Origin of the sequence: Mycobacterium asiaticum DSM 44297 (genome assembly GCF_000613245.1) — a bacterium.
GTDB classification, from domain to species: Bacteria; Actinomycetota; Actinomycetes; order Mycobacteriales; family Mycobacteriaceae; genus Mycobacterium; species Mycobacterium asiaticum.
In genome coordinates, this window is record NZ_HG964936.1 from 297,213 (window position 1) to 317,927 (window position 20,715).

The window sequence follows — 20,715 nt, forward strand, 5'->3', positions numbered from 1 at the left end:
CTCGCGCACCCGCGACGTCCGCTGCCTGGCACGGAGCACCGGACGGGCCGAACAAGTCAGCCGACTCGCGGGGCTGCATTCCGGTCCAATGCAAACGGGCGTGTTTCAATATTCGCGCAAAACATTTGCCCCTATGTAGGTCAAAGTCATTCGAGTTTTCGCCGGAAGGGTCCAGGGGAAGCGATATGGACAGCGCGATGGCGCGGGCAAATCGAGCGGGGGACGACTCGGAGATAACCGATGGCCTGACTCGTCGTGAGCACGACATCCTGGCCTTCGAACGTCAGTGGTGGAAGTTCGCCGGGGTCAAGGAAGACGCCATCAAAGAGCTGTTCTCGATGTCGGCGACCCGCTACTACCAGGTGCTCAACGCCCTGGTTGATCGGCCCGAGGCGCTGGCGGCCGACCCGATGCTGGTTAAGCGGTTGCGGCGGTTGCGCGCCAGCCGACAGAAGGCCAGGGCCGCGCGCCGCCTCGGCTTCGAGGTCACCTGACGGGTCCCGGCTACAGTTGGCTCGATGAACGAGCGCGTACCTGATTCTTCGGGTCTTCCCCTGCGGGCCATGGTGATGGTGCTGCTGTTCCTGGGCGTGATCTTCCTGCTGCTGGGCTGGCAGGCGCTGGACTCGGCCGGGAAGTCCGACGACGACACGTCCGCGGTCACGACGGCGCTCACCACCAGCGCGCCGACGTCGACAAGTGCAAAGCCGGCGGCGAATCAGGCCGAGGTGCGGGTGTACAACATCTCCTCGCGCGAGGGCATCGCCGCACGCACCGCCGACGAGCTCAAGGCCGCCGGCTTCAAGGTGACCGAAGTGACCAACCTGGCGATACCCGACATCTCAGCTACCACCGTCTACTACAACGACGAGGGCGAGAAGGCGACCGCGGATGCGGTGGGGCAGAAGCTGGGCGCACCGGTCGAAAAGCGCATCCCCGCACTTTCCGACCAGCCGCCGGGTGTCATCGTTTTGGTGACGGGTTGAGACTGAGTTCGCCTGGCCGCCAGGCTAGGCTCTCGGCTATGCCTAAGCTCGCCGGTCTCAATGTCGCAGCCGCCACCGTTTCCGCCCTGTCTGCCGTTGCACTGCTAAGCGCCTGCAACTCGCCTCAACATGCGTCGACGACACCGGGCACCACGCCGTCGGTCTGGACCGGAACCCCGGCGCCGGCGACCTCCGGTCACCAGGAAGCCACGCCGAGTCCGCAAGCCGGGGCTGCGGCGCAGACGTTGCTCTCGGTGCTCAAGGGGCCCGATGGCGCGCAGATCGCGACGGCGAAGTTCGAGTTCGCCAACGGCTATGCCACCGTCACGATCACCACGACCGGCTCCGGTGTGCTCTCACCGGGTTTCCACGGCGTGCACATCCACAAGGTCGGCAAGTGCGAGCCGAATTCGGTTGCGCCGACCGGCGGTGCGCCAGGTGACTTCCTCTCCGCCGGTGGGCATTTCTCCGCCCCGGGGGCCAGCGGTCAACACGCCAGTGGCGACCTGACGTCGTTGCAGGTCCGCAAGGACGGGCAGGGGATGCTGGTGACGACGACGGACGGCTTCACCGCCGAGGACCTGTTGTCCGGCAGCAAGACCGCGATCATGATCCACGCCGGCGCGGACAACTTCATGAACATCCCGGATCGCTACCAGATCAACGGACAGCCCGGGCCGGACGAGACGACCATGACCACCGGTGACGCCGGCAAGCGGGTGGCGTGTGGTGTCATCGGGACTGGGTAAGGGACCGGATAAGGGTCCGAGCGGTCTGCCGGCCACCAGGGCGGCCCACCGCATCGATTTCGCTCGTTCGCCGCGCCCGACCGTCGGCGTGGAGTGGGAGTTCGCCCTCGTCGACGCCCACACCAGGGACCTGAGCAACGAGGCCACCGCCGTCATCGCCGAGATCGGTGAAAACCCTTGCGTGCACAAAGAATTGCTGCGTAACACCGTCGAGGTGGTCAGCGGCATCTGTGAGAACGCGGGGGAGGCGATGGAAGACCTGGGTCGCACCCTGGGCCCCGCGCGCCGGATTGTCCGGGACCGCGGGATGGAGCTGTTCTGTGCGGGCACCCATCCGTTCGCCCAGTGGTCCAGCCAGAAGCTCACCGATGCCCCCCGCTACGCCGAGCTGATCAAGCGCACCCAGTGGTGGGGCCGGCAGATGTTGATCTGGGGTGTGCATGTGCACGTGGGGATTTCGTCAGCCAACAAGGTCATGCCCATCATGTCCTCGCTGCTCAACCAGTACCCGCACCTGTTGGCGCTGTCGGCGTCCTCGCCCTGGTGGGGCGGCGAGGACACCGGGTACGCGAGCAACCGATCGATGATGTTCCAGCAGTTGCCGACCGCGGGACTGCCCTTCCACTTCCAGAAATGGTCGGAGTTCGAAGGCTTCGTTTACGACCAGAAGAAGACCGGCATCATCGACCACGTCGACGAAGTGCGTTGGGACATAAGGCCTTCGCCGCACCTCGGCACGCTCGAGGTGCGCATCTGCGATGGGGTGTCCAACCTGCGCGAGTTGGGTGCGCTAGTGGCACTGACGCACTGCCTGATCGTGGATTTGGACCGCCGGCTGGAAGCCGACGAATCGCTGCCCACCATGCCGCCCTGGCACGTTCAGGAGAACAAATGGCGAGCGGCCCGGTACGGGCTGGATGCGGTGATCATCCTGGACGCCGACAGCAACGAGCGGTTGGTCACCGAAGACCTCGACGACGTGCTGAACCGGCTGGAGCCCGTCGCCAAATCGCTGCGCTGCTCCGACGAACTGGCCGCGGTGGCCGACATTCCGCGCCGCGGCGCGTCCTATCAGCGGCAGCGCCGGGTCGCCGAGGAACACGACGGCGACCTGCGTTCGGTGGTGGACGCGTTGGTTGCTGAGTTGGAGATCTAGCGGACCGCCGATTCCCGCGAATGTGTCAGTGCGGCAATCTGTCTGAGCATCCGACGGACGACCACGCGGTGTGCGCCGCTGCCGATGACCAGGGCGCGGTAGATCTTGCCGTGCGGTCCGGGGAAGGCGGCAAAGGTGACCGCCCGCAGCCGGCTGCCATCCAGGTCGCTGCCATAGGGCTCGATTTCGAAGATGAGCCGGTAGACCGCGAAGGGGTGCCGGCCCCGCAACGCCAGCCGGCACGGCTCGATTGCCTCGTGCAGCTTGAAACCGATGGGAACCGTCGTGGGGTCCGCCGGGTCGCGGCACATCTTCTGCAACAACGCGGACCAGACGTCGGACGCAGCGGCGTGGATCGCGATAGCATGCTCATCGATATAGGGTAATCGTTCCATATAGAGGGATCGTACTAGATCATGGCCCCGCCGCGGAAGCATGAAACCGATGTGATCCTGGACGCGACGCGAGCGCTGGTGCTTACCGGCGGCCCCCGCGCCGCAAGTGTCGCGGCGATCGCCAAGGCCAGTGGCGCACCGGCCGGGACGCTTTACCACCGGTTCGGCAACCGCGACGGGGTGGTCATCGCGGCATGGCTACGGGCTCTCGAGCGGTTCCAGACCCGCGCGCTGGCGGCTTCGGCCGATACGGCCGTGGAGGTGGCGGTGGCCATGGCTGTCGCGGCAGTAGAGTTCGCCGGCGAGCAGCCGGCGGACGCGCGACTGCTGTTGACCATCCGGCCCGACGACCTGGTCGACGGCCGGCCCGACCCGTCGTTCCGCGAGACCCTGGCCGTGATGAATGCGCCGCTGATCGAGCGGGTGCGGGAATTGGCGCAAGAGTTGTACGGCAGCAGCGATCCGCGCGCCGTCGATGCGGTGAACCGTGCGGTCGCCGACCTGCCCTACGCGGTCGTGCGTCGCCACGCCCACGACGATCCGCCGCCCGAATGGCTGGTGGAGGACGTCGCGGCTGCTGCCCGGGCGGTGCTCACTAGTTATGGTGGCTAGGGGGTGAGATGGTGATAGATCGCGAACCGGTCGAGATGGCGATGTTCCCGCTGGAATCTGTGCTGCTGCCCGGCGAGGACCTGCCGTTGCGGATCTTCGAGCCCCGCTACACCGCGCTGGTCCGCGATTGCCTGGACCGCCCGGAGCCCCGGTTCGGGGTGGTGCTGATATCGCGCGGCCGGGAAGTGGGCGGGGCCGATGCCCGTTGCGATGTCGCGGCGGTGGCGCGGATCGACGAGTACGTGGACGCCGGTGCGGGGCGGTATGTGCTCAGTTGCCGAATGGGCGAACGCATCCAGGTGGTGGAATGGCTGCCCGACGACCCCTATCCGCGGGCGCGGGTCCGGGCGTGGCCGGACGAACCGGGGCCGCCGGTGACCGCCGCCCAGTTCCGCGATATCGAAGACCGGGTGCTGACGCTGTTCGAACGCATCGCAGCGGTGCGCGACGTGGAGCTGCCGGAGCGCGATGTGCTGCTCAACTATCCGGACGAAGCCACCGACGACATTGGGAAATTGCTGTACGCGTTGGCAACTCGCGTTCCTATGGGTCCGGCCGACAAGTACGCCGTGTTGTCGGCGGCGTCACCCGCGGACCGGCTGGTGGCGTTGCTCGAGGCGGTGGACTCGGTTGCCGCGATGATCGAATTTCAGTTGTCCGAGTAGCCGCTCCGAGTGAGTCTTCAGCTCTCCCCGGCGAACGCGCGCAGCGCTTCCACCTGCAGCGGGTCCAACGAGGGCCGGACTTTTTCCCGGGCGGCGGCCAGGTCGGCCGCGGTGACGTCGTCGGCATTGATAGAGCGCCGCATAGCCGTCAGCGCCGCCTCGCGCAGCAACGCCACACAGTCGGCGGCGCTGTAGCCATCCAGGCCGGCGGCCACCGCGTCCAAATCCACATCGGCGCTCAGGGGAATGGATTTGCCTGCGGTGCGCAGGATTTCGCGTCGCGCCTCGGCGTCAGGTGGCTCGACGAACACCCGGCGTTCCAACCGACCGGGCCGCAGCAACGCCGGGTCGATCAGGTCGGGACGGTTGGTGGCACCGAGCACCACCACATCGCGCAACGGGTCGATGCCGTCGAGTTCGGTCAGCAGCGCGGCCACCACCCGGTCGGTCACGCCGGAATCGAAGCTCTGGCCACGCCGCGGAGCCAGCGCGTCCACCTCGTCGAGGAAAACCAGCGACGGGGCGGAATCCCTTGCCCGTCTGAACAATTCGCGAACCGCTTTCTCCGAAGAGCCCACCCATTTGTCCATCAGCTCCGAACCCTTCACGGCGTGCACGCTCAGCTGGCCGGTGCTGGCCAGGGCGCGAACAACGAAGGTCTTCCCGCAGCCGGGCGGGCCGTAGAGCAGCACACCCCGTGGCGGGTCGACTCCCAACCGGGAGAACGTGTCCGGGTGCTGCAACGGCCACAGCACCGCCTCGGTCAGCGCCTGCTTGGCGTCGGCCATGTCACCGACGTCGGCGAGGGTCACGCTGCCGACGCTGACCTCCTCGCTCGCCGACCGCGACAACGGCCGGATGACGGTGAGCGCCCCCAGCAGGTCCTCCTGGTTGAGCTTGGGCGGCTGGCCGTCTGCGCTGGCCCGCGACGCCGCCCGCAGCGCCGCCTCCCGGGTCAACGCGGCCAGATCCGCTACAACGAAACCCGGTGTACGAGAAGCGATTTCGTCAAGGTCGAGGTCGCCGGTCGGCACCGGCTTGAGCACCGCCTCCAACAGCGCCCGGCGCGTCCCGGCGTCCGGCAGTGGCACACTGAGCTCTCGGTCGCACAACTCGGGCGACCGCAGCCGCGAGTCCAGCTGGTCGGGCCGCGCACTCGTGGCGATCAGTGCGACGCCGTCAGTGGCCACCGCGGTGCGCAGCTCGGCCAGGATCAGGGCGGCCACCGGCTCGGCAGTCTCGGGCAGCAGCGCATCGACGTCGGTGATCAGCAACACCCCGCCGCCGTCGCGCACGGCCGTCACCGCAGACGCCACGGACTGCAGCCGATCGTCGGCGGCCAGTGCGCCGACTTCCGGGCCGTCCAGCTCGACCAGCCTGCGGCCGGCACACACCGCCCGCACCAATGTCACTTTGCCGACGCCCGGCGGTCCCGAGACCAGTACGCCCAGGTTGGTCCCGGCGCCGAGGGTCTTGAGGAGATGGGGCTCGTCGAGGGCAAGCTTGAGCCATTCGGTTAATTTGGCGGCCTGCGGCTGAGCACCCTTGAGTTCTTCCACCGCAATGTCCGGGCTGGCGACACTGACCCGTTCGCGCGACGTGTCGCCAGCCCTGCGGTCGACCGCGCCACCCCAGGTGACCAAGGTGTTCGGCTGCACGCTGACCGGCCCGTCCGGGTCCACCCCGGTGACGGTCAACAGTTCCGAGGTCCAGCTGATGCCGACCGACGACGCCAAGGCGCGGGTGGCGGCCGAGGTGGAGGTGCCCGGACCCAGGTCGCGCGGCAGCAGCGACACCGCGTCACCGACGGTCATCACCTTGCCGAGCAATGCCAGCCGCAGCGTGGCCGACGAGAGGGATTGCATCGCCATTGTCGAGCCGCGCAGCGTCACCGTACGTGCGCCGTAGACGGTAACCGCACTGACGATGACCTCGGTGCCCTCCCGAAGGCCGGCGTTGGACAGGGTGACGTCGTCGAGCAACACGGTGCCGAACGGGATGGTGCCCGCTGCCATGCCCGCGACCGCCGCCGTGGTGCGCGACCCGGTCAGCGACACCGCGTCCCATTCCCGGATCCCTAGCGCTGCAATGGCATTCGGATGCAGCCGAACCACGCCCCGGCGCGAGTCGACCGCCGAGGTGTTCAGCCGCGCGACGAACGTGAGCTGGTTGGAACCGGTCAAAGTCGCCTGCCCGGCTTGCGCAGCCCGAGCCGCGCCATCGACCGTCGGTGCGGCTGGGCCCGTCGGGTCGCGCGCCGGGCGGCGCGGCGTTGTTTGTTGTTGTCCTCCCACGCCTCGGGGTGCTTGGCCAGCCACCGCTTGCTGCGGACCGCGAACGGGATATGGCAGACGTAGGAAATGATGATCACCCAGATCAGGATGTAGGGCTGCAGCACCGCGGCCGCCGCGGCGATCGCCAGGACCGCCAGCAGCGGGGCCGCCCAGTTCGGCGGCACCGCCAGGGTGTGGAACTTTTTCATCGGCAGCGCGCTGACCATGAGCAGCGACGTCCCGGCGATCCAGAACGCCAGGAACCAAATCGACGTCCACCAGCCTTCACCGAACTGCAGCTTGAGGGCGATCGTGCCGATCATGGACACCGCGCCCGCCGGCGCTGGCATGCCCACGAAGTACTCCTTGGCGAACGGCGGCAGCGTTCCGTCGTCCTGCTGAGCGTTGTAACGGGCCAGTCGCAGCACCACGCACACGGCGTACAGCAACACCACCGCCCAGCCGATCGGCCATTCGTACAGCAGCGTCACGTACACCACCAGCGCCGGGGTGACGCCGAAGTTCACCGCGTCGGCCAGCGAGTCGATCTCGGCGCCCATCCGGGATTGGGCGTCCAGGATGCGCGCCACCCGCCCGTCCAGCGCGTCGAGGATGGCGGCCACCGCGATCAGCGCCATGGCCGGGATCGGCTTGTGGTCCAGGGCGAACTTGATCGAGGTGAGACCCGCGCAGATGGACAGCACGGTCATCGCGCTCGGCAGCAGATGCAGGTCGACCGTCCGTCGTCCTCGAGGCTTCTCGATCATGACAACTCGGCCAGGACGGTCTCGCCGCCGACGGCGTGCTGGCCCACCCGGACCAGGGGCTCGGTGCCCGGCGGGAGGTAGGTGTCCAGTCGAGAGCCGAACCGGATCAGCCCGTAGGTGTCGCCGATGGACAGCTTGTCGCCGATGTGGGCCTGGCACACGATGCGGCGAGCCAACAGGCCGGCGATCTGGACGACGACCACCTCCGCGCCACTGGCCGTGCGCAGCCGCATGCTGGTCCGTTCGTTGGCCTCGCTGGCCTCGGGCAGGTCGGCGGACAGGAACTGGCCGGGGCGGTGCTGGACGGCGAGCACCTCACCGCTCACCGGCGCCCGCTGGACGTGAACATCGAGCAATGACAGGAAAATGCTCACCCTGGGCAGCGGGGTATCGCCCAGGCTCAGTTCGGCTGGTGGGGCGGCGAAGTCGACCAAGGCGACCGTGCCGTCGGCGGGCGCGACGACCGCGCCGGGCCGGTTCGGTGGGACCCGTGGGGGATGACGGAAGAACCCCGCGCAAGCGCCCGCCGCCAACAGGCCCGCCCGGCGCACCCACGTCCGGCGATATCCGACGGCGGCCACGGCCAGGCCGGCGGAGACGAAAGGTATACCTGCCGGGTGGAGCGGGGGAATGGTGGACCGCACCAACTCGAGCCAGTGTGCAGGACCATCGGAAGAACCAGGGCGTCGTGCCACGCGGGTCATCTTACGGAAGGCTGGTGGACCGGGGTTCGTTCCGGCCCTTGCTGGGAACGCTTACAACCGATTTGCTTGCCCGAGGAGTCTGATTCCAATTCCGCCGAAGGTTATGGCCGCGGCGCGGCTGCGTCGCGCGAAGCTGGGTGTCACGGCGGTGTTCATCGCCCATGCTGTGCTGTTTTCGTCGTGGGCCGCCCATATCCCGCAGGTCAAGGCGAGTTTGGGGTTGTCGGACGCCGCGCTGGGCACCGCGTTGTTCGGGGCGCCGCTGGGGTCGGTGCTGGCGACGGTGTGCTGCCACTGGGCGCTGCCCCGGTGGGGGAGTCAGCGATTGGTGCCCATCCTGGTTGCGGGTTACGCCTTCGCTGGGATGACGGTGGGGCTGGCGACGTCCGGCGGCTGGCTGTTTGCCGCACTTGCGTTGTGGGGGATGTTCCAGGGCGGGCTGGATGTCGCGATGAACACCCAGGCCGGCACGGTTGAGCGACTCGAGCGCCGCCCGATCATGGCGCGGTTTCACGGGATGTGGAGCCTGGGCGCGCTGCTGGGAGCGACGATTGGTGCGGCCTGCGTCAGCGCCGGGATCGGCCTTGCGCAACAGTTGACGGTCCTCGGGGTGGCGGTGCTGTTGCTCGGGGCGGCGCTGGCGCGGGCCTTCGTCGCCGACGAAGCCGCGACCGCCGCCTCGGGCGAACCTCGGCGCGGCTGGATGAACGGCACCGTGGCGATCCTGGCCGCGGTGGCATTCGGCTCGTTCCTGTGTGAGGGTGCGGCCGCCGACTGGTCGGCCAACTACGTACACGATGTCGTCGGTGCAGGTCCGGGCGTCGCCGGAGTGAGCTACGCGGCCTACACCCTGGCGATGGTCGTGGTCCGGTTCGGCGCCCTGCGGCTGCATTCGCGGATCCCGGCGCGTCGGCTGCTGCCGGCGTTGGCGGTGCTCGCCGCCGTGGGCATGAGCGTCATGCTCGCCTCTGCCAATCCCGTGCTGAGCGTGATCGGGTGGGCCAGCTTGGGTGCCGGTGTGGCGCTGCTGGTGCCGACCGCGTTCAGCGCCGCTTACTCGGCCGGCAACGGCGGATCGGCCATCGCGATCGTCGCGGCAACCGGCTGGGCGGGATATCTATTGTCGCCGCCCCTGATCGGCCACCTCGCCCAATGGGTTGGGCTGAGTGCGGCGCTGGTCGGCATTCCGGTGGTGATCCTGATCGCCGCGGCCGCGATAGCCGGCACCTCCGCCTTCGACGCGGCCGACGAATTTCACCGGTCCTAGCGCAGGTCCCACACGCGAACCTCGGACCCGGCCGGTACGTCGACGACATCCTCGGGGATGTCCAGCAGCGCGTTGGCCGAGGCCAGCCAACGCAGATGGTGCGATGCCGGCGGGCCGTAACTGGTGACCTGGTTTGCCTCGGCGTCCAGGACCGCGCGCCGGAACTGCCGCTTACCCCGCGGTGAGGTCACCGCCTCAGTGAGCACAGCGGTGCGTAGCGGCCGGTGCGGATCTGGCAGGCCCATCGCGGCGCGCAGCGCGGGCCGGATGAACACCTCGAAGGACACCAGCGCGCTGACCGGGTTGCCAGGCAGGGTGACGATCGGCGTGCCGGCCACCCGCCCGACCCCCTGCGGCATGCCCGGTTGCATCGCGACCTTCACGAATTGGACCCCTTGATCGCCGTCGCGGCCGAAGGCGTCCTTGACCACCTCATAGGCGCCGGCGCTGACGCCGCCGCTGGTGATGATCAGGTCGGACTCTCCCGCGTAGCGGTCCAGCACGGCGCTGAACTGCGCAACGTCGTCGCCCGCGGTCGGGGTGGCAACCACGTCCGCGCCGGCGTCGCGGACGGCGGCGGCCAGCATGGTCGAGTTCGACTCGTAGATCTGCCCGGGCTGCAGCGGGATGCCCGGCGACACGAGCTCGGAACCGGTCGAGATGACCAGCACCCGCTGCCGGGGAACCACCGGCAAAACATCCAGACCCAGCGCGGCCACCAGTCCCAGTGCCGCCGGCGTTACCTGCTGGCCGGTGCGCAGCACCGTGGCCCCGGAGGTGACGTCTTCGCCGGCGTGGCGGATATGTTTCCCCGCCTCGGAATGCTGCCGGATCTGCACCGTCGTCACGCCGCCGTCGGTGGCCTCGACTGGCACGATGGCCGTCGCGCCGGCCGGTACCGGGGCGCCGGTCATGATGCGGTGGGAGGTTCCGGGCCGCAGCTGCAGCTGGTCGGTGCGCCCGGCCGGGATGTCTTCGGTGACCGGCAGTACCACCGGGTTGTCGGGGGTTGCGGCGGCAGTGTCCTCGGCGCGTACCGCGTACCCGTCCATTGCCGAGTTGTCGAACACCGGCAGTGACAGCGGCGCGGTGACGTCTTCGGCCAGCACCAGAGCCAGGGCGTCGGCCAGGTCGGCGCTGACCGCGGGACGGCGCTGGATCAGCTCGGCGACGACGCGCTGGTGTTCGGTGACGGATCGCATGTCAGACGGGGAACTTGACGCCGGTGAGTTCTTCGGAGACGTCCCACAGCCGGCGTTGTAACTCCGCGTCGTGGGATTGGGCGCTGGACTGCACCAGCTTGGGACGGCCGCGTTGCTCACCCAATCCGTCGGGGCCGTAGTACTGACCGCCCTCGACTGTGGGGTCGGTGGCGGCCCGCAGCGTCGGCCAGGCGCCGCTTTGCGGACCCTGAAACAGCAGTGGGGCCAGCACCGCCTTGATGGGCTGGACGATGCCGGGCAGGTTGCGGCTCAGGTCGGTGTTGGAGCCACCGGGGTGCGCGGCGACGGCGAGGGTGGGAGCGGCGGCGTCGGCCAACCGCCGCTGCAGCTCGTAGGTGAAAAGCAGATTGGCCAGCTTGGACTGGCCGTAGGCACCGACGCGGCTGTAGCTGCGTTCCCACTGCAGGTCGTCGAAGTGAATCGCGGCGCGCAGCCGGTGGCCGAGGCTGCTGACCGTCACCACCCGAGACCCGCGCACCGCCAGTAGGTGGTCGAGCAGCAGACCGGTGAGGGCGAAGTGGCCCAGGTGGTTGGTGCCGAACTGCAGCTCGAAGCCGTCTTCGGTGACCTGCTTGGGCGTCCACATCACCCCGGCGTTGTTGATGAGCAGGTCGATGCGCGGGTAACTGGCACGCAGCGCCTGGGCCGCACGGCGGATTGACGCCAGCGAGCCGAGATCGAGTTCCTGCAGCGTGATGTCGGCGTCGGGTTTGACCGCGATGATGCGGGCCAGTGCGGTGTTGCCTTTCTCCAGGTTGCGCACCGCGAGCACCACATGCGCACCGCGGAAGGCGAGTTCAGCCGCGGTGTGGTAACCGATTCCGGTGTTGGCGCCGGTGACGACGACGGTGCGACCGCTCTGGTCGGGGATGTCGGACACCGACCATTTGCGGTTCTGGTCGTTGGAGGCCATGGCCCCGAACATACTCATCTGCTCGCGGGGGGTGTTTCACCCTGGTGCGCCCGCGGGCGCGACTCAGTTCACGCGGTAGTCGCTCAGGTCGATGGACACCATCAACTCGTCGGGCATCGGTCGGCCGTCCCTGCCGCAGCGAAACGCCCGGCGCTTGGTGGGGAATGCGAAGCCGTCCACCCGGACCATCTCCGAGACGTATTGGATCGCGGCGAAACCGCCGGCGATGTCGACGCGGTAGTCGTGCCTGCACAACAGGCGGTCGGCGTCGAAGTAGAACTCCTGCAGCGGGCAGTGGCTGGCCAGGGTCTTCGGGAAGCGCACCTGAAGTCCCGGCCACCGCTGACCGCGGTCCTCGACGGGTGCAATCTCGGTGACGGTGACCCCGGGCAGTGCCATCAGAAATGGGGAGTTGAGGTACGTCCACATCGCATAGCCGTTGAAGTAGGCGCGCTGCAACGGATCCCACGGGGTGTCGAGTTGGTGCCCGGCGAACGAATCCCGCGGATTCTTGCGCTCCGAGACAATCCGGCCGTCCAGCGTCTCGATCGCAATGCGCTGGGGCGTGAAATCCGTCCGTTGATCCGGCGCGCCGAAGGGATGCAGCGCCGCCCACTCGCGATGCAGCGCCGCGGTCATTCGGCGTGGCGTGGGGTCTTGCGGTTGACCTTTGAGCTGAAAGAGCTTGCCGCCGCTGACGATGGTCGCCTGAACCTCGCGGACCTCCCGCCAGCGGGCCAGCCCGCCGTGCGCGTCGAACACCGAGTCGAGCAGGCCGGTCATCGGTAAACGTTAGGTCCGGGCTGGGGCCGCGTCCAGGGTCGCTTCGGTGAAGACGTTACGCAGCCAGGCAATGATCATCGGCACCACTTCGGGCGCCTTGCTCATCGCCACGTGTCCGGTGCCCTCGATGAGGTGCACTTCGGTGCTCAGTCGGCTCTCGAACACCAGCGTGTCCGACTGCGGGATGAAGTAGTCATCGGCGCCGTTGACCACCAACATAGCCGAATTACGTTGCTGCGCAAGCAGTTTGCGACGGTTCAGGCGTGCCAGGCCGGCGCTGAGCTCGGTTACGGTCGGGGAGTGGTCCCAGTGCATGGCATTGCCGACGATGTCGTGCATTCCGTAGGGCAGCTTGCCGACGTGCTCGGGTGTGAACGAGTCGATGACCGGACCGCCCAGATCGACCGCGGCGTCCACGATGCCGCTCAGCCCAGACATCGCGGAGAAGTTCCCGCCGAACGAGGCGCCAAAGTGGGCGATGAGGCCGTTGCCCAGCGCTCGGGCGTACTCAACGATCCCAACGATCACGTCGTCGGCGTGTTCGTCGAGCGGAATCGCCGTCTCACCCGTGCCGGGATGGTCGAATGCCAGTGTCGTCACACCCGCGTTGCGGGTGAACCCAACCCACCAGGGATGAAGGTCCATCTTCCAGCTGTCCACGCCGCCGCTGGCGATCAGGACCGGCCGCGCCGCGTAGTCAGCGTCGGCGGAGTACAGGTGGACCGGCACCTCTACGGTGCCGTCCCGGTAGCCGACCGTGATGATGCGGCGCTCGAAGGCCACCGGAAAGTCCCGGGCCGCCAGCTGGAACTGCTCGAGCTGATGCTGCATCGCCCGGGTCCGGGCCGGGCCGTTCAGGCAGGGAAACTTCGCGCAACCGTAGGTCAGCGACGCCAGGTAATGGTCACCCCGCGCGGCGTATTCCCCGGCAAGCTTCGACCACTCGTGCGGCCAGCCGCCGGGGGCGTCGGCCCACATATCGGTCGTGGCATTGCGAACCCGCTCGATGTCGGCAAGGGGGATGCCGAACTTCTCGAATTGGTGGGTGCGGTCGATGAACATATCCGCGGCGGCGATGTCGTAGGTGTACATGGCTATCAGCTCCTGAGGGTGGTGAAGTAGTCGACGATGGTGGTGGTGTCGTCGAGGGAGGTGACGGCGCCCAGGTAACCGTCCGGGCGGATGACGACCCGGCCGCCGTTGCGCAGACCGAACCGGCGTGCGATGACCCCGGCGGGATCGGCGATGACGGTGTCGTAACCCCCTACCGAGGCGTCGCCGTCGGTCACCAGCACCTGCACCTGGCCGAGGCCCGCCGGTGCCGGTGCAGGGGCCTCCTCGCCAGCCGCGACGGTCAGGACCACATGAGCGGTGGCCTGGACGGCGCTCAACTGCTTCTGCACCGCGGCGTCGGGCACCGGAGGGATGTGATCGCCGGCCGCTACCTTTGCGTGCCGAGGGCGCCGGCCCACCGCAAGCGGGCTGTGGCGATAGGCAAGATTTGTTTCCTCGGCGGTGTTGGCCATGGCACGGCGGGCGGCGGGGACGTGGGAGACCACCCGCACCACCGCGTTGCGGATCCGACTCGGCAGACCCGACATGGTGCCCGCCCGGGTGAGCCGGTCGGTGAACGCGATGACCGCGTCGGCCACCGGGAGACGTTCGGCCTGGTAACTGTCGAGCAGGGTGTCACCGGCGTCGTCGTGAATCACCGCGGCCAGCTTCCAGGCCAGGTTGAACGCGTCCTGCATGCCGGTGTTCATGCCCTGACCGCCGGCCGGGCTGTGGATGTGGGCCGCGTCGCCGGCCAGGAACACCCGGCCCCAGCGGTATGCCGGCACCCGCGCGTGGCGGACCTCGAAACTGGTCAGCCAGTGCGACCGCGTCAGTCTGATGCCGCCGATACGCCGATCGAGGATCGCCTGCAGCGCTTCTTGAGTCGCGTCGATCGGCGTGCCGGTTGCGGCCCGCACCTGGGCGAGGAATCGCATGCGGCCGTCTCGCATCGGCAACACCACCACGGGACCGTCCGCGGAGAAGAAGGTGTGCATGGAGTCCAGGTCTAGCCGGTGCTCGGCGTCAACATCGCCGAGCACAAATCGTTCACCCTCGAAGCAACCCTCGAGTTTGGTCCCGACCAGTCGGCGCACTGCGCTGTGACCCCCGTCGGCGCCGATTACCCAGGGGGCGCGGACGCGCTCGATGGAGCCGTTCAGGTGCCGCAGCGTCAGCTGTGCGGCGTCGTCGTCCTGGGTGAGCCCGACGAGCTCGACGCCGCGCTCGACGGCCGCCCCGAGTGACCGAAGGCGCGCGTCCAGCACACGCTCGGTCTCGGTCTGAGCGGTCGTCAACGTGAAGGGGAAGGCCCCCTCCACCCCGCCGAGCGGGACACGGAAGAGTTTGCGATGCCCGGCGTAGAGCTGCATGGCCATGGCCTTGATTCCGGTGCTGACCAATTCGTCGACGATTCCTATTCGGTCGAACATGTCCAGACTGCGGGCATGCACCGCGATGGCGCGGGACTGGCTGGTGGGTTGGGGCAGCTTGTCGATTACCCGGACGGACACGCCACGACGGGCGAGTTCACAGCCTGCGACCAGGCCGACGGGTCCGGCGCCGACGATCACCACGTCGGGGTCTCGGAAAGTGGGCATCGGCGGGACTCCCTTTTTCACGCATTGTTGAAACTCGAACTGAGTCTCACGCTACGGTGAAACTAGTTTCAACGCAAGAGGAATCTCACGTTAGGATGAAACTCATGGCGAGGAAGACGATGCCGCCCGGTCCGCGTGACGAGCGCGGCGTCCTGTCGGCGAGAATCGTTGCCGCCGCTCGGGACGAGTTCGCGCAGCACGGGTGGGCCGGAACCACCATTCGGGCCGTGGCGCGCGCCGCGGATGTCGATCCCGCGCTGGTCTATCACTACTTCGGGTCCAAAGAGGGCCTGCTCGACGCCGCGACCAACCCGCCCCAGAAATTTCTGGACAACGTCGCCAAGGTGTGGACCACGCCCCCCGAGCAACTCGGCGGGGCGCTGGCGGAAGTGTTGCTCGAGAACTGGGCCGACGAAGAGATCGGGCCGACGCTGCGGGCCATCCTGCAGACCGCGGCGCATGAAAAGACCACACGGGAGAAATTGGCGCGTGTCGTGGCAAGCAGCTTGATGGGTGTTTCGCACATCGGTAGCGACGAACGTGATCGCCTGGTGCGCAGCGGGCTCATCTCGTCGCAGCTGATGGGGTTCGGGCTGATGCGCTACATCTGGAAGATCGAGCCAATCGCCTCGATGAGCGAGCGAGAGGTGGTCGCGGCGCTGGCGCCAAATTTGCAGCGTTATGTCGACGGCGACCTGATGTGGGCGGGCTGACCGCGAACGCCAGCCCCCTTTCTTGCACTCGGCATAGGCGAGTGCTAAGAATGACGTTGGCACTCGCGACCGGCGAGTGCTAGGTCGGGACGGTGAGGCCACTCTGGTCGTCCGTCGCGGGCACTGCGCCCGGCCAGCGTAAGTAACGGGGTCGCCCTGGTGACCCGTCATTCCCAATCCGGAGGAATCACTTCGCAATGGCCAAGACAATTGCGTACGACGAAGAGGCCCGTCGCGGCCTCGAGCGGGGCTTGAACAGCCTTGCCGACGCGGTAAAGGTGACGTTGGGGCCCAAGGGTCGCAACGTCGTCCTGGAGAAGAAGTGGGGCGCTCCCACGATCACCAACGATGGTGTGTCCATCGCCAAGGAGATCGAGCTGGAGGACCCGTACGAGAAGATCGGCGCCGAGCTGGTCAAGGAAGTCGCCAAGAAGACCGACGACGTGGCCGGTGACGGCACCACGACGGCCACCGTGCTGGCACAGGCGCTGGTCAAGGAGGGCCTGCGCAACGTTGCCGCAGGCGCCAACCCGCTGGGCCTGAAGCGCGGCATCGAGAAGGCCGTCGAGAAGGTCACCCAGACCCTGCTCAGCTCGGCCAAGGACGTCGAGACCAAGGAGCAGATCGCGGCCACCGCGGGTATTTCCGCGGGCGACCAGTCGATCGGCGACCTGATCGCCGAGGCGATGGACAAAGTCGGCAACGAGGGTGTCATCACCGTCGAGGAGTCCAACACCTTCGGCCTGCAGCTCGAGCTCACCGAGGGCATGCGGTTCGACAAGGGTTACATCTCGGGCTACTTCGTCACCGACGCCGAGCGTCAGGAAGCCGTCCTGGAGGACCCCTACATCCTGCTGGTTTCCAGCAAGGTGTCGACCGTCAAGGACCTGCTGCCGCTGCTGGAGAAGGTCATCCAGGCCGGCAAGCCGCTGCTGATCATCGCCGAGGACGTCGAGGGCGAGGCGCTGTCCACCCTGGTCGTCAACAAGATTCGCGGCACCTTCAAGTCGGTGGCGGTCAAGGCCCCCGGCTTCGGTGACCGTCGCAAGGCGATGCTGCAGGACATGGCCATCCTCACCGGTGGTCAGGTCATCAGCGAAGAGGTCGGCCTGACCCTGGAGAACGCCGACATCTCGCTGCTCGGCAAGGCCCGCAAGGTCGTCATCACCAAGGACGAGACCACCATCGTCGAGGGTGCCGGTGACGCCGACGCTATCGCCGGACGGGTGGCACAGATCCGCGCCGAGATCGAGAACAGCGACTCCGACTACGACCGCGAGAAGCTGCAGGAGCGCCTGGCCAAGCTGGCCGGCGGTGTTGCGGTGATCAAGGCCGGTGCTGCCACCGAGGTGGAGCTCAAGGAGCGCAAGCACCGCATCGAGGACGCTGTTCGCAACGCCAAGGCGGCCGTCGAGGAGGGCATCGTCGCCGGCGGTGGCGTGGCCCTGCTGCAGGCGGCTCCGGCTCTGGCCGAGCTCGACCTCAAGGGCGACGAGGCGACCGGTGCCAACATCGTGCGCGTGGCGCTCGAGGCTCCGCTGAAGCAGATCGCCTTCAACTCCGGGCTGGAGCCCGGTGTGGTGGCCGAGAAGGTGCGCAACTCCGACGCCGGGACCGGTCTGAACGCCGCCACCGGTGAGTACGAGGACCTGCTGAAGGCCGGCGTTGCCGACCCGGTGAAGGTGACTCGTTCGGCGCTGCAGAACGCCGCGTCCATCGCGGGCCTGTTCCTGACGACCGAGGCCGTTGTTGCCGACAAGCCGGAGAAGGCGGCCGCTCCGGCGGGCGACCCGACCGGTGGCATGGGCGGTATGGACTTCTAGATCGAGTCCGCTAAGTCAACGAAAGAGCCCGGTCCCTGAGGGGGCCGGGCTTTTTCGTTCGCGCTGTTCTCGCGCGTGTGTCGCCGAGCGTGGGCCTCCGGTAGGCGAATTCGCATCTGCGCGTCCATAAGGCCCACGTTCGATGAGTTGTCCACAGCGTGGATGCTCGCCGCACACACGGTCGCGATCCCGCACGCAACATGACCCCGTGGACGACACGCCCTTCGTCGGGAGCCACGCGCTGCGGTTCGGCAACGTGACGCGCCATGAGTTGCGCACGCGATACCGCGTGGTGTTCCGCGACGTCTATCTCCGCAGGGAGGTGAAGCTGACGGCGGCCATCAAAGCCAGGGCGGCCTGGCTGTCCACGGGTGCGGTACTAGCGGGCCAGTCGGCTGCGGCGATATTCGGCACGAAATGGCTCGACGACGAAGCGCCTGCGGAAATTGCGCGGGCTGACCGGCACAGTCCTCGAGGGATTGTGGTGCGCAGTTCTCGGTTGGCGGAGGACGAGGTATGCAACCGCTGGGGCATGCGGGTGACGACGCCGGCGCGTACCGCCTTTGATATCGGCTGCGCAATCCCGGTCGTGCCGGCGGTGCCAATCCTTGACGCTCTGCTTAGGGCCACGGGTACCAAGCCTGCGGACGTCTTCGCATTGGCCGACCGTCACCCCGGCCGCCGCGGAGTTCGGTGGCTGCGGGCCGCGCTGGATCTGGCGGACGCCGGCGCGGAGTCGCCGCAGGAGACGAGGGTGCGGCTGCTGCTGGTAGGTGCTGGCCTGCCGAAGCCCGAGACGCAGATCGAGCTCCGCGGTCTACACAGGCGGCGCATCAGAGTCGACATGGGTTGGCGGGAGTGGCAGGTCGCTGTCGAGTACGACGGGATACAGCACTGGGACGACCCGGATCAGCGGGCCTGGGATATCGAGCGAATTGCGCTGCTCGAAGCGGCGGGCTGGGCGGTGATCAGGGTGAGTGCGCAAATGCTGGCACGGCAACCGACGCGATCGTCGAGCGTGTGCGGGCCAAGCTCATCGAGCGTGGTGCATGTGGCGGTGTTAGGGCCGGTTCTCCTACTTAATCCCACGCTCGGAGGGGAGGCGGGGGTCAGGCCTGCCGAGCGTGGGGCTTGTGGCGGTGTGAGGGCTGGATCTCGTACCTAAGGCCCACGCTCGGCGATAAACATGAAAGCCGCAGCCAAGCGACCGACAGCAGCCCTCAGTCACCACCAGTAGGTTGTACGCGTGCCCCTTCCGCCTCCCTCACTCAGCAATACCGGCGTCGTCACGGGCGCGTCCTCGGGCATTGGCGCCGACATCGCGCGCGAGCTCGCGCACCGTGGCTACGGCGTCACGCTGGTCGCCCGCCGGGAAGACCGGTTGCGTGAGCTGGCCGATGAACTCGGCGAGAATGTCCGCGCGGAGGTCATCAGCTGTGATATCTCCGACGCCGCCGCCCGAGCTCAGCTGTTCGACGACATCGAAAGCCGTGGGCTGACCGTCGACATCCTGGTCAACAATGCGGGCATCGGCACCATCGGGTCGGTGACGAAGACGGAAGTCGACAAAGAGATCGCGCAGGTGCGCGTCAATGTCGAGGCGGTCGTCGACCTGTGCACCCGCGCCGTCCAACAGATGGTGCCGCGCAGCCGCGGCGCGATCCTCAATGTCGGCTCCACCGCCGGCTTTCACCCGTTCCCCGGGCAGCTGGGCTACGCCGCCAGCAAAGCATTCGTGCACTCCTACACCGAGGGGTTGCGTGGTGAACTCGCGGGCACCGGCATCACCGTCGCGCTGCTGTGCCCGGGACCCGTTCGCACCGAGTTCTTGGTAAAGGCCGGTATGGATGAGCGGACTTTCGCCGACGCTTTCCCCAAATTCATGTGGGTGCCGTCGCGGGAGGTGGCGCGCGCTGGAGTTGACGCACTCGACAGCGATAAGGGCACGGTGCTGCCCGGGCTGCCCAGCCAAGTCAGCGCGCGCCTGTTTCAGTTCATGCCGCGACGGCTGCTACTGCCGCTATTGAAAAGCCAGCACCCGGCGCTGAAGCGGGACTTCTCAGTCAGCTGAACCAGGCCAGCGCCGCATCCAGCCCTCCGGGGAGAGGGCCAGCGCGTTGCACAGTGTGCAGATGGTTCGGTACCAGCCGACGGCGGTGAGCAACTCGATACGTTGTTCGTCGTCAAGGAAGTGCCCTAGGCCTGTCCAAGTCGCCTCAGACCACGAGCCGGTGCGCTCCAGCTCGTCCACTGCCGCGATCAGAGTGCGCTCGGCCGGGGTCCACCGCGGGTCGTCCGCTCCACCGGTCACCAGGGCGTCGCACTCCTCGAAAGCGACCCCCGCGATGGGTCCCCAGAATGCGGCCTGGCCGCCCCATTCGTATGCACAACCCACCAGCGCGCAGACCCGCAATATGGCGATCGTGCGCGTGCGGGCTGGCAACAGTGCGGCGACGTACAGCGATTCGCCAAGTTTGCGTAGCCGGGCGGCCAGCGTCGGATGGCGCTGCAGGCAACGCACCAACAGCAGTGGCTCGTAGCTCCGGTCCGGGTGACCCCAGCTGTTGATGCCGGCGGCGTCTTCTTCACTCCACGGCGGAGCGAGCGGTTCTACCCGGCTCACTGAGCCGGCACCGAGAACACCACGCAGTCGTGCAGGCAGCCCTTAGCCATCGATGGGGCGTCGGCATTGCGGTGCAGTAGCGCGCGGGTGGGCACCACCACGCAATGGGCGGTGTCGGCGTCGGGGTTGTCGTCGGAGACTTCGGCGGTGCCGTCGACGATCAGCGAGTAACCGCCCGGCTCGGCCGGCGGCCACAGCACGGTGACCGAGCCGCGTCGGGCCAGGTTCCTGCGGGTTCCCCACCGACCATCCCCACGTCCAGCACGGCCCCGCGCAGCGTCGGCTCGACCGTGACCGTGTGCACGCGGTAGTCGTCGTCGACGCTGACCAGATAGCCGAACGGGAAGTCGGGCAGCGCTGCCGCCAGCCGCTCGAGGTCCACCTTTTTCGCGGTTTTCGCACCCATGAG

At 67.7% G+C, this 20,715-nt stretch carries 20 protein-coding genes and 2 pseudogenes; 11 read left to right on the forward strand and 11 right to left on the reverse strand.

Going from position 1 to position 20,715, the window contains the following annotated elements; all coding sequences use genetic code 11:
• Positions 1–185 precede the first annotated feature (185 nt).
• From BN972_RS01380 to BN972_RS01395, 4 genes are read left to right on the forward strand one after another with little or no spacing between them, the layout of a single operon-like run.
• A complete protein-coding gene (locus BN972_RS01380) occupies positions 186–494 on the forward strand; it encodes a DUF3263 domain-containing protein (protein WP_036352026.1) in 309 nt (102 codons plus the stop codon).
• A gap of 24 nt (positions 495–518) precedes the next feature.
• The gene (locus tag BN972_RS01385; RefSeq protein ID WP_051544946.1) at positions 519–986 is read left to right on the forward strand and encodes a LytR C-terminal domain-containing protein; all 468 of its coding nucleotides are present in this window, start codon (positions 519–521) and stop codon (positions 984–986) included.
• Between the two features lie 38 nt (positions 987–1,024).
• Positions 1,025–1,735 (forward strand): superoxide dismutase[Cu-Zn], encoded by a 711-nt coding sequence (sodC, locus tag BN972_RS01390; protein ID WP_036352030.1) that lies wholly within the window; start codon positions 1,025–1,027, stop codon positions 1,733–1,735.
• A gap of 25 nt (positions 1,736–1,760) precedes the next feature.
• A complete protein-coding gene (locus BN972_RS01395; protein ID WP_036356212.1) occupies positions 1,761–2,891 on the forward strand; it encodes a glutamate--cysteine ligase in 1,131 nt (376 codons plus the stop codon).
• Here the strand turns inward: BN972_RS01395 and BN972_RS01400 are convergent.
• Positions 2,888–3,286 carry a hypothetical protein gene (locus BN972_RS01400; RefSeq protein WP_036352032.1) on the reverse strand — a complete coding sequence of 133 codons (399 nt, stop codon included), beginning with the start codon at positions 3,284–3,286 and terminating at the stop codon, positions 2,888–2,890. The two genes, BN972_RS01395 and BN972_RS01400, sit on opposite strands and share 4 nt — an antisense overlap.
• A gap of 21 nt (positions 3,287–3,307) precedes the next feature.
• Between BN972_RS01400 and BN972_RS01405 the strand changes: the two genes are divergently transcribed.
• Positions 3,308–3,898, forward strand: coding sequence for a TetR/AcrR family transcriptional regulator (locus BN972_RS01405; RefSeq protein WP_036352035.1), 591 nt, complete (start codon positions 3,308–3,310; stop codon positions 3,896–3,898).
• An 8-nt stretch (positions 3,899–3,906) separates the two neighbouring features.
• Complete coding sequence (locus BN972_RS01410) at positions 3,907–4,563, forward strand: LON peptidase substrate-binding domain-containing protein (protein WP_036352037.1); 657 nt, start codon at positions 3,907–3,909, stop codon at positions 4,561–4,563.
• Positions 4,564–4,580: 17 nt separating this feature from the next.
• Here the strand turns inward: BN972_RS01410 and BN972_RS01415 are convergent, their stop codons facing one another.
• The 3 genes from BN972_RS01415 to BN972_RS01425 are packed head-to-tail and all read right to left on the reverse strand — an operon-like array spanning position 4,581 to position 8,298.
• Positions 4,581–6,746 (reverse strand): AAA family ATPase, encoded by a 2,166-nt coding sequence (locus BN972_RS01415; RefSeq protein WP_036352041.1) that lies wholly within the window; start codon positions 6,744–6,746, stop codon positions 4,581–4,583.
• Positions 6,743–7,603 (reverse strand): CDP-diacylglycerol--serine O-phosphatidyltransferase, encoded by an 861-nt coding sequence (gene pssA / locus BN972_RS01420; protein WP_036352044.1) that lies wholly within the window; start codon positions 7,601–7,603, stop codon positions 6,743–6,745. Before pssA ends, BN972_RS01415 begins: the two co-directional genes overlap by 4 nt.
• A complete protein-coding gene (locus BN972_RS01425) occupies positions 7,600–8,298 on the reverse strand; it encodes a phosphatidylserine decarboxylase (RefSeq protein WP_099051037.1) in 699 nt (232 codons plus the stop codon). Before BN972_RS01425 ends, pssA begins: the two co-directional genes overlap by 4 nt.
• A 112-nt stretch (positions 8,299–8,410) precedes the next feature.
• Between BN972_RS01425 and BN972_RS01430 the strand changes: the two genes are divergently transcribed.
• A complete protein-coding gene (locus tag BN972_RS01430; RefSeq protein WP_036352049.1) occupies positions 8,411–9,574 on the forward strand; it encodes an MFS transporter in 1,164 nt (387 codons plus the stop codon).
• Here the strand turns inward: BN972_RS01430 and moeA are convergent.
• The 5 genes from moeA to BN972_RS01455 form a co-directional block, all read right to left on the reverse strand.
• A complete protein-coding gene (moeA, locus tag BN972_RS01435) occupies positions 9,571–10,776 on the reverse strand; it encodes a molybdopterin molybdotransferase MoeA (RefSeq protein ID WP_036352052.1) in 1,206 nt (401 codons plus the stop codon). The two genes, BN972_RS01430 and moeA, sit on opposite strands and share 4 nt — an antisense overlap.
• Position 10,777: 1 nt before the next feature.
• Entirely contained in the window at positions 10,778–11,710 is a 933-nt protein-coding gene (locus BN972_RS01440) for an SDR family NAD(P)-dependent oxidoreductase (protein WP_036356215.1), read from the reverse strand.
• Between the two features lie 63 nt (positions 11,711–11,773).
• Positions 11,774–12,493 carry a hypothetical protein gene (locus BN972_RS01445; protein ID WP_036352054.1) on the reverse strand — a complete coding sequence of 240 codons (720 nt, stop codon included), beginning with the start codon at positions 12,491–12,493 and terminating at the stop codon, positions 11,774–11,776.
• A 9-nt stretch (positions 12,494–12,502) separates the two neighbouring features.
• The gene (locus tag BN972_RS01450) at positions 12,503–13,585 is read right to left on the reverse strand and encodes an alpha/beta hydrolase (RefSeq protein WP_051544948.1); all 1,083 of its coding nucleotides are present in this window, start codon (positions 13,583–13,585) and stop codon (positions 12,503–12,505) included.
• A 5-nt stretch (positions 13,586–13,590) separates the two neighbouring features.
• The gene (locus tag BN972_RS01455; protein ID WP_051544951.1) at positions 13,591–15,147 is read right to left on the reverse strand and encodes an FAD-dependent monooxygenase; all 1,557 of its coding nucleotides are present in this window, start codon (positions 15,145–15,147) and stop codon (positions 13,591–13,593) included.
• 104 nt (positions 15,148–15,251) lie between these two features.
• On the opposite strand from BN972_RS01455, the gene BN972_RS01460 reads away from it, so the two are divergent.
• From BN972_RS01460 to BN972_RS01475, 4 genes and pseudogenes are all read left to right on the forward strand, one after another.
• A complete protein-coding gene (locus BN972_RS01460) occupies positions 15,252–15,860 on the forward strand; it encodes a TetR/AcrR family transcriptional regulator (RefSeq protein ID WP_390176170.1) in 609 nt (202 codons plus the stop codon).
• A 197-nt stretch (positions 15,861–16,057) separates the two neighbouring features.
• Positions 16,058–17,683, forward strand: coding sequence for a chaperonin GroEL (groL, locus tag BN972_RS01465; RefSeq protein ID WP_036352057.1), 1,626 nt, complete (start codon positions 16,058–16,060; stop codon positions 17,681–17,683).
• 271 nt (positions 17,684–17,954) lie between these two features.
• Positions 17,955–18,766: pseudogene (locus tag BN972_RS01470) on the forward strand (endonuclease domain-containing protein).
• A 163-nt stretch (positions 18,767–18,929) separates the two neighbouring features.
• Positions 18,930–19,754: an SDR family NAD(P)-dependent oxidoreductase gene (locus tag BN972_RS01475; RefSeq protein WP_036352060.1), complete on the forward strand. Its 825-nt coding sequence runs from the start codon at positions 18,930–18,932 to the stop codon at positions 19,752–19,754.
• Here the strand turns inward: BN972_RS01475 and BN972_RS01480 are convergent.
• Positions 19,743–20,306, reverse strand: a complete 564-nt coding sequence (locus tag BN972_RS01480; protein ID WP_036352063.1) for a carboxymuconolactone decarboxylase family protein — start codon at positions 20,304–20,306, stop codon at positions 19,743–19,745. The two genes, BN972_RS01475 and BN972_RS01480, sit on opposite strands and share 12 nt — an antisense overlap.
• Positions 20,303–20,712, reverse strand: a pseudogene (locus BN972_RS01485) (pyridoxamine 5'-phosphate oxidase family protein). The gene BN972_RS01480 and the pseudogene BN972_RS01485 overlap by 4 nt, the downstream one beginning before the upstream one ends.
• Between the last annotated feature and the right edge of the window lie 3 nt (positions 20,713–20,715).

Excerpts from the sequence above, each read along its gene's own strand:
- sodC (WP_036352030.1), top strand. The coding sequence starts at position 1,025 with ATGCCTAAGCTCGCCGGTCTCAATGTCGCAGCCGCCACCGTTTCCGCC.
- BN972_RS01400 (WP_036352032.1), bottom strand. The coding sequence starts at position 3,286 with ATGGAACGATTACCCTATATCGATGAGCATGCTATCGCGATCCACGCC.
- BN972_RS01380 (WP_036352026.1), top strand. The coding sequence starts at position 186 with ATGGACAGCGCGATGGCGCGGGCAAATCGAGCGGGGGACGACTCGGAG.
- groL (WP_036352057.1), top strand. The coding sequence starts at position 16,058 with ATGGCCAAGACAATTGCGTACGACGAAGAGGCCCGTCGCGGCCTCGAG.
- BN972_RS01440 (WP_036356215.1), bottom strand. The coding sequence starts at position 11,710 with ATGGCCTCCAACGACCAGAACCGCAAATGGTCGGTGTCCGACATCCCC.
- BN972_RS01445 (WP_036352054.1), bottom strand. The coding sequence starts at position 12,493 with ATGACCGGCCTGCTCGACTCGGTGTTCGACGCGCACGGCGGGCTGGCC.
- BN972_RS01455 (WP_051544951.1), bottom strand. The coding sequence starts at position 15,147 with ATGCCCACTTTCCGAGACCCCGACGTGGTGATCGTCGGCGCCGGACCC.
- pssA (WP_036352044.1), bottom strand. The coding sequence starts at position 7,603 with ATGATCGAGAAGCCTCGAGGACGACGGACGGTCGACCTGCATCTGCTG.
- moeA (WP_036352052.1), bottom strand. The coding sequence starts at position 10,776 with ATGCGATCCGTCACCGAACACCAGCGCGTCGTCGCCGAGCTGATCCAG.
- BN972_RS01460 (WP_390176170.1), top strand. The coding sequence starts at position 15,252 with ATGGCGAGGAAGACGATGCCGCCCGGTCCGCGTGACGAGCGCGGCGTC.
- BN972_RS01405 (WP_036352035.1), top strand. The coding sequence starts at position 3,308 with ATGGCCCCGCCGCGGAAGCATGAAACCGATGTGATCCTGGACGCGACG.
- BN972_RS01450 (WP_051544948.1), bottom strand. The coding sequence starts at position 13,585 with ATGTACACCTACGACATCGCCGCCGCGGATATGTTCATCGACCGCACC.
- BN972_RS01410 (WP_036352037.1), top strand. The coding sequence starts at position 3,907 with ATGGTGATAGATCGCGAACCGGTCGAGATGGCGATGTTCCCGCTGGAA.
- BN972_RS01385 (WP_051544946.1), top strand. The coding sequence starts at position 519 with ATGAACGAGCGCGTACCTGATTCTTCGGGTCTTCCCCTGCGGGCCATG.
- BN972_RS01430 (WP_036352049.1), top strand. The coding sequence starts at position 8,411 with ATGGCCGCGGCGCGGCTGCGTCGCGCGAAGCTGGGTGTCACGGCGGTG.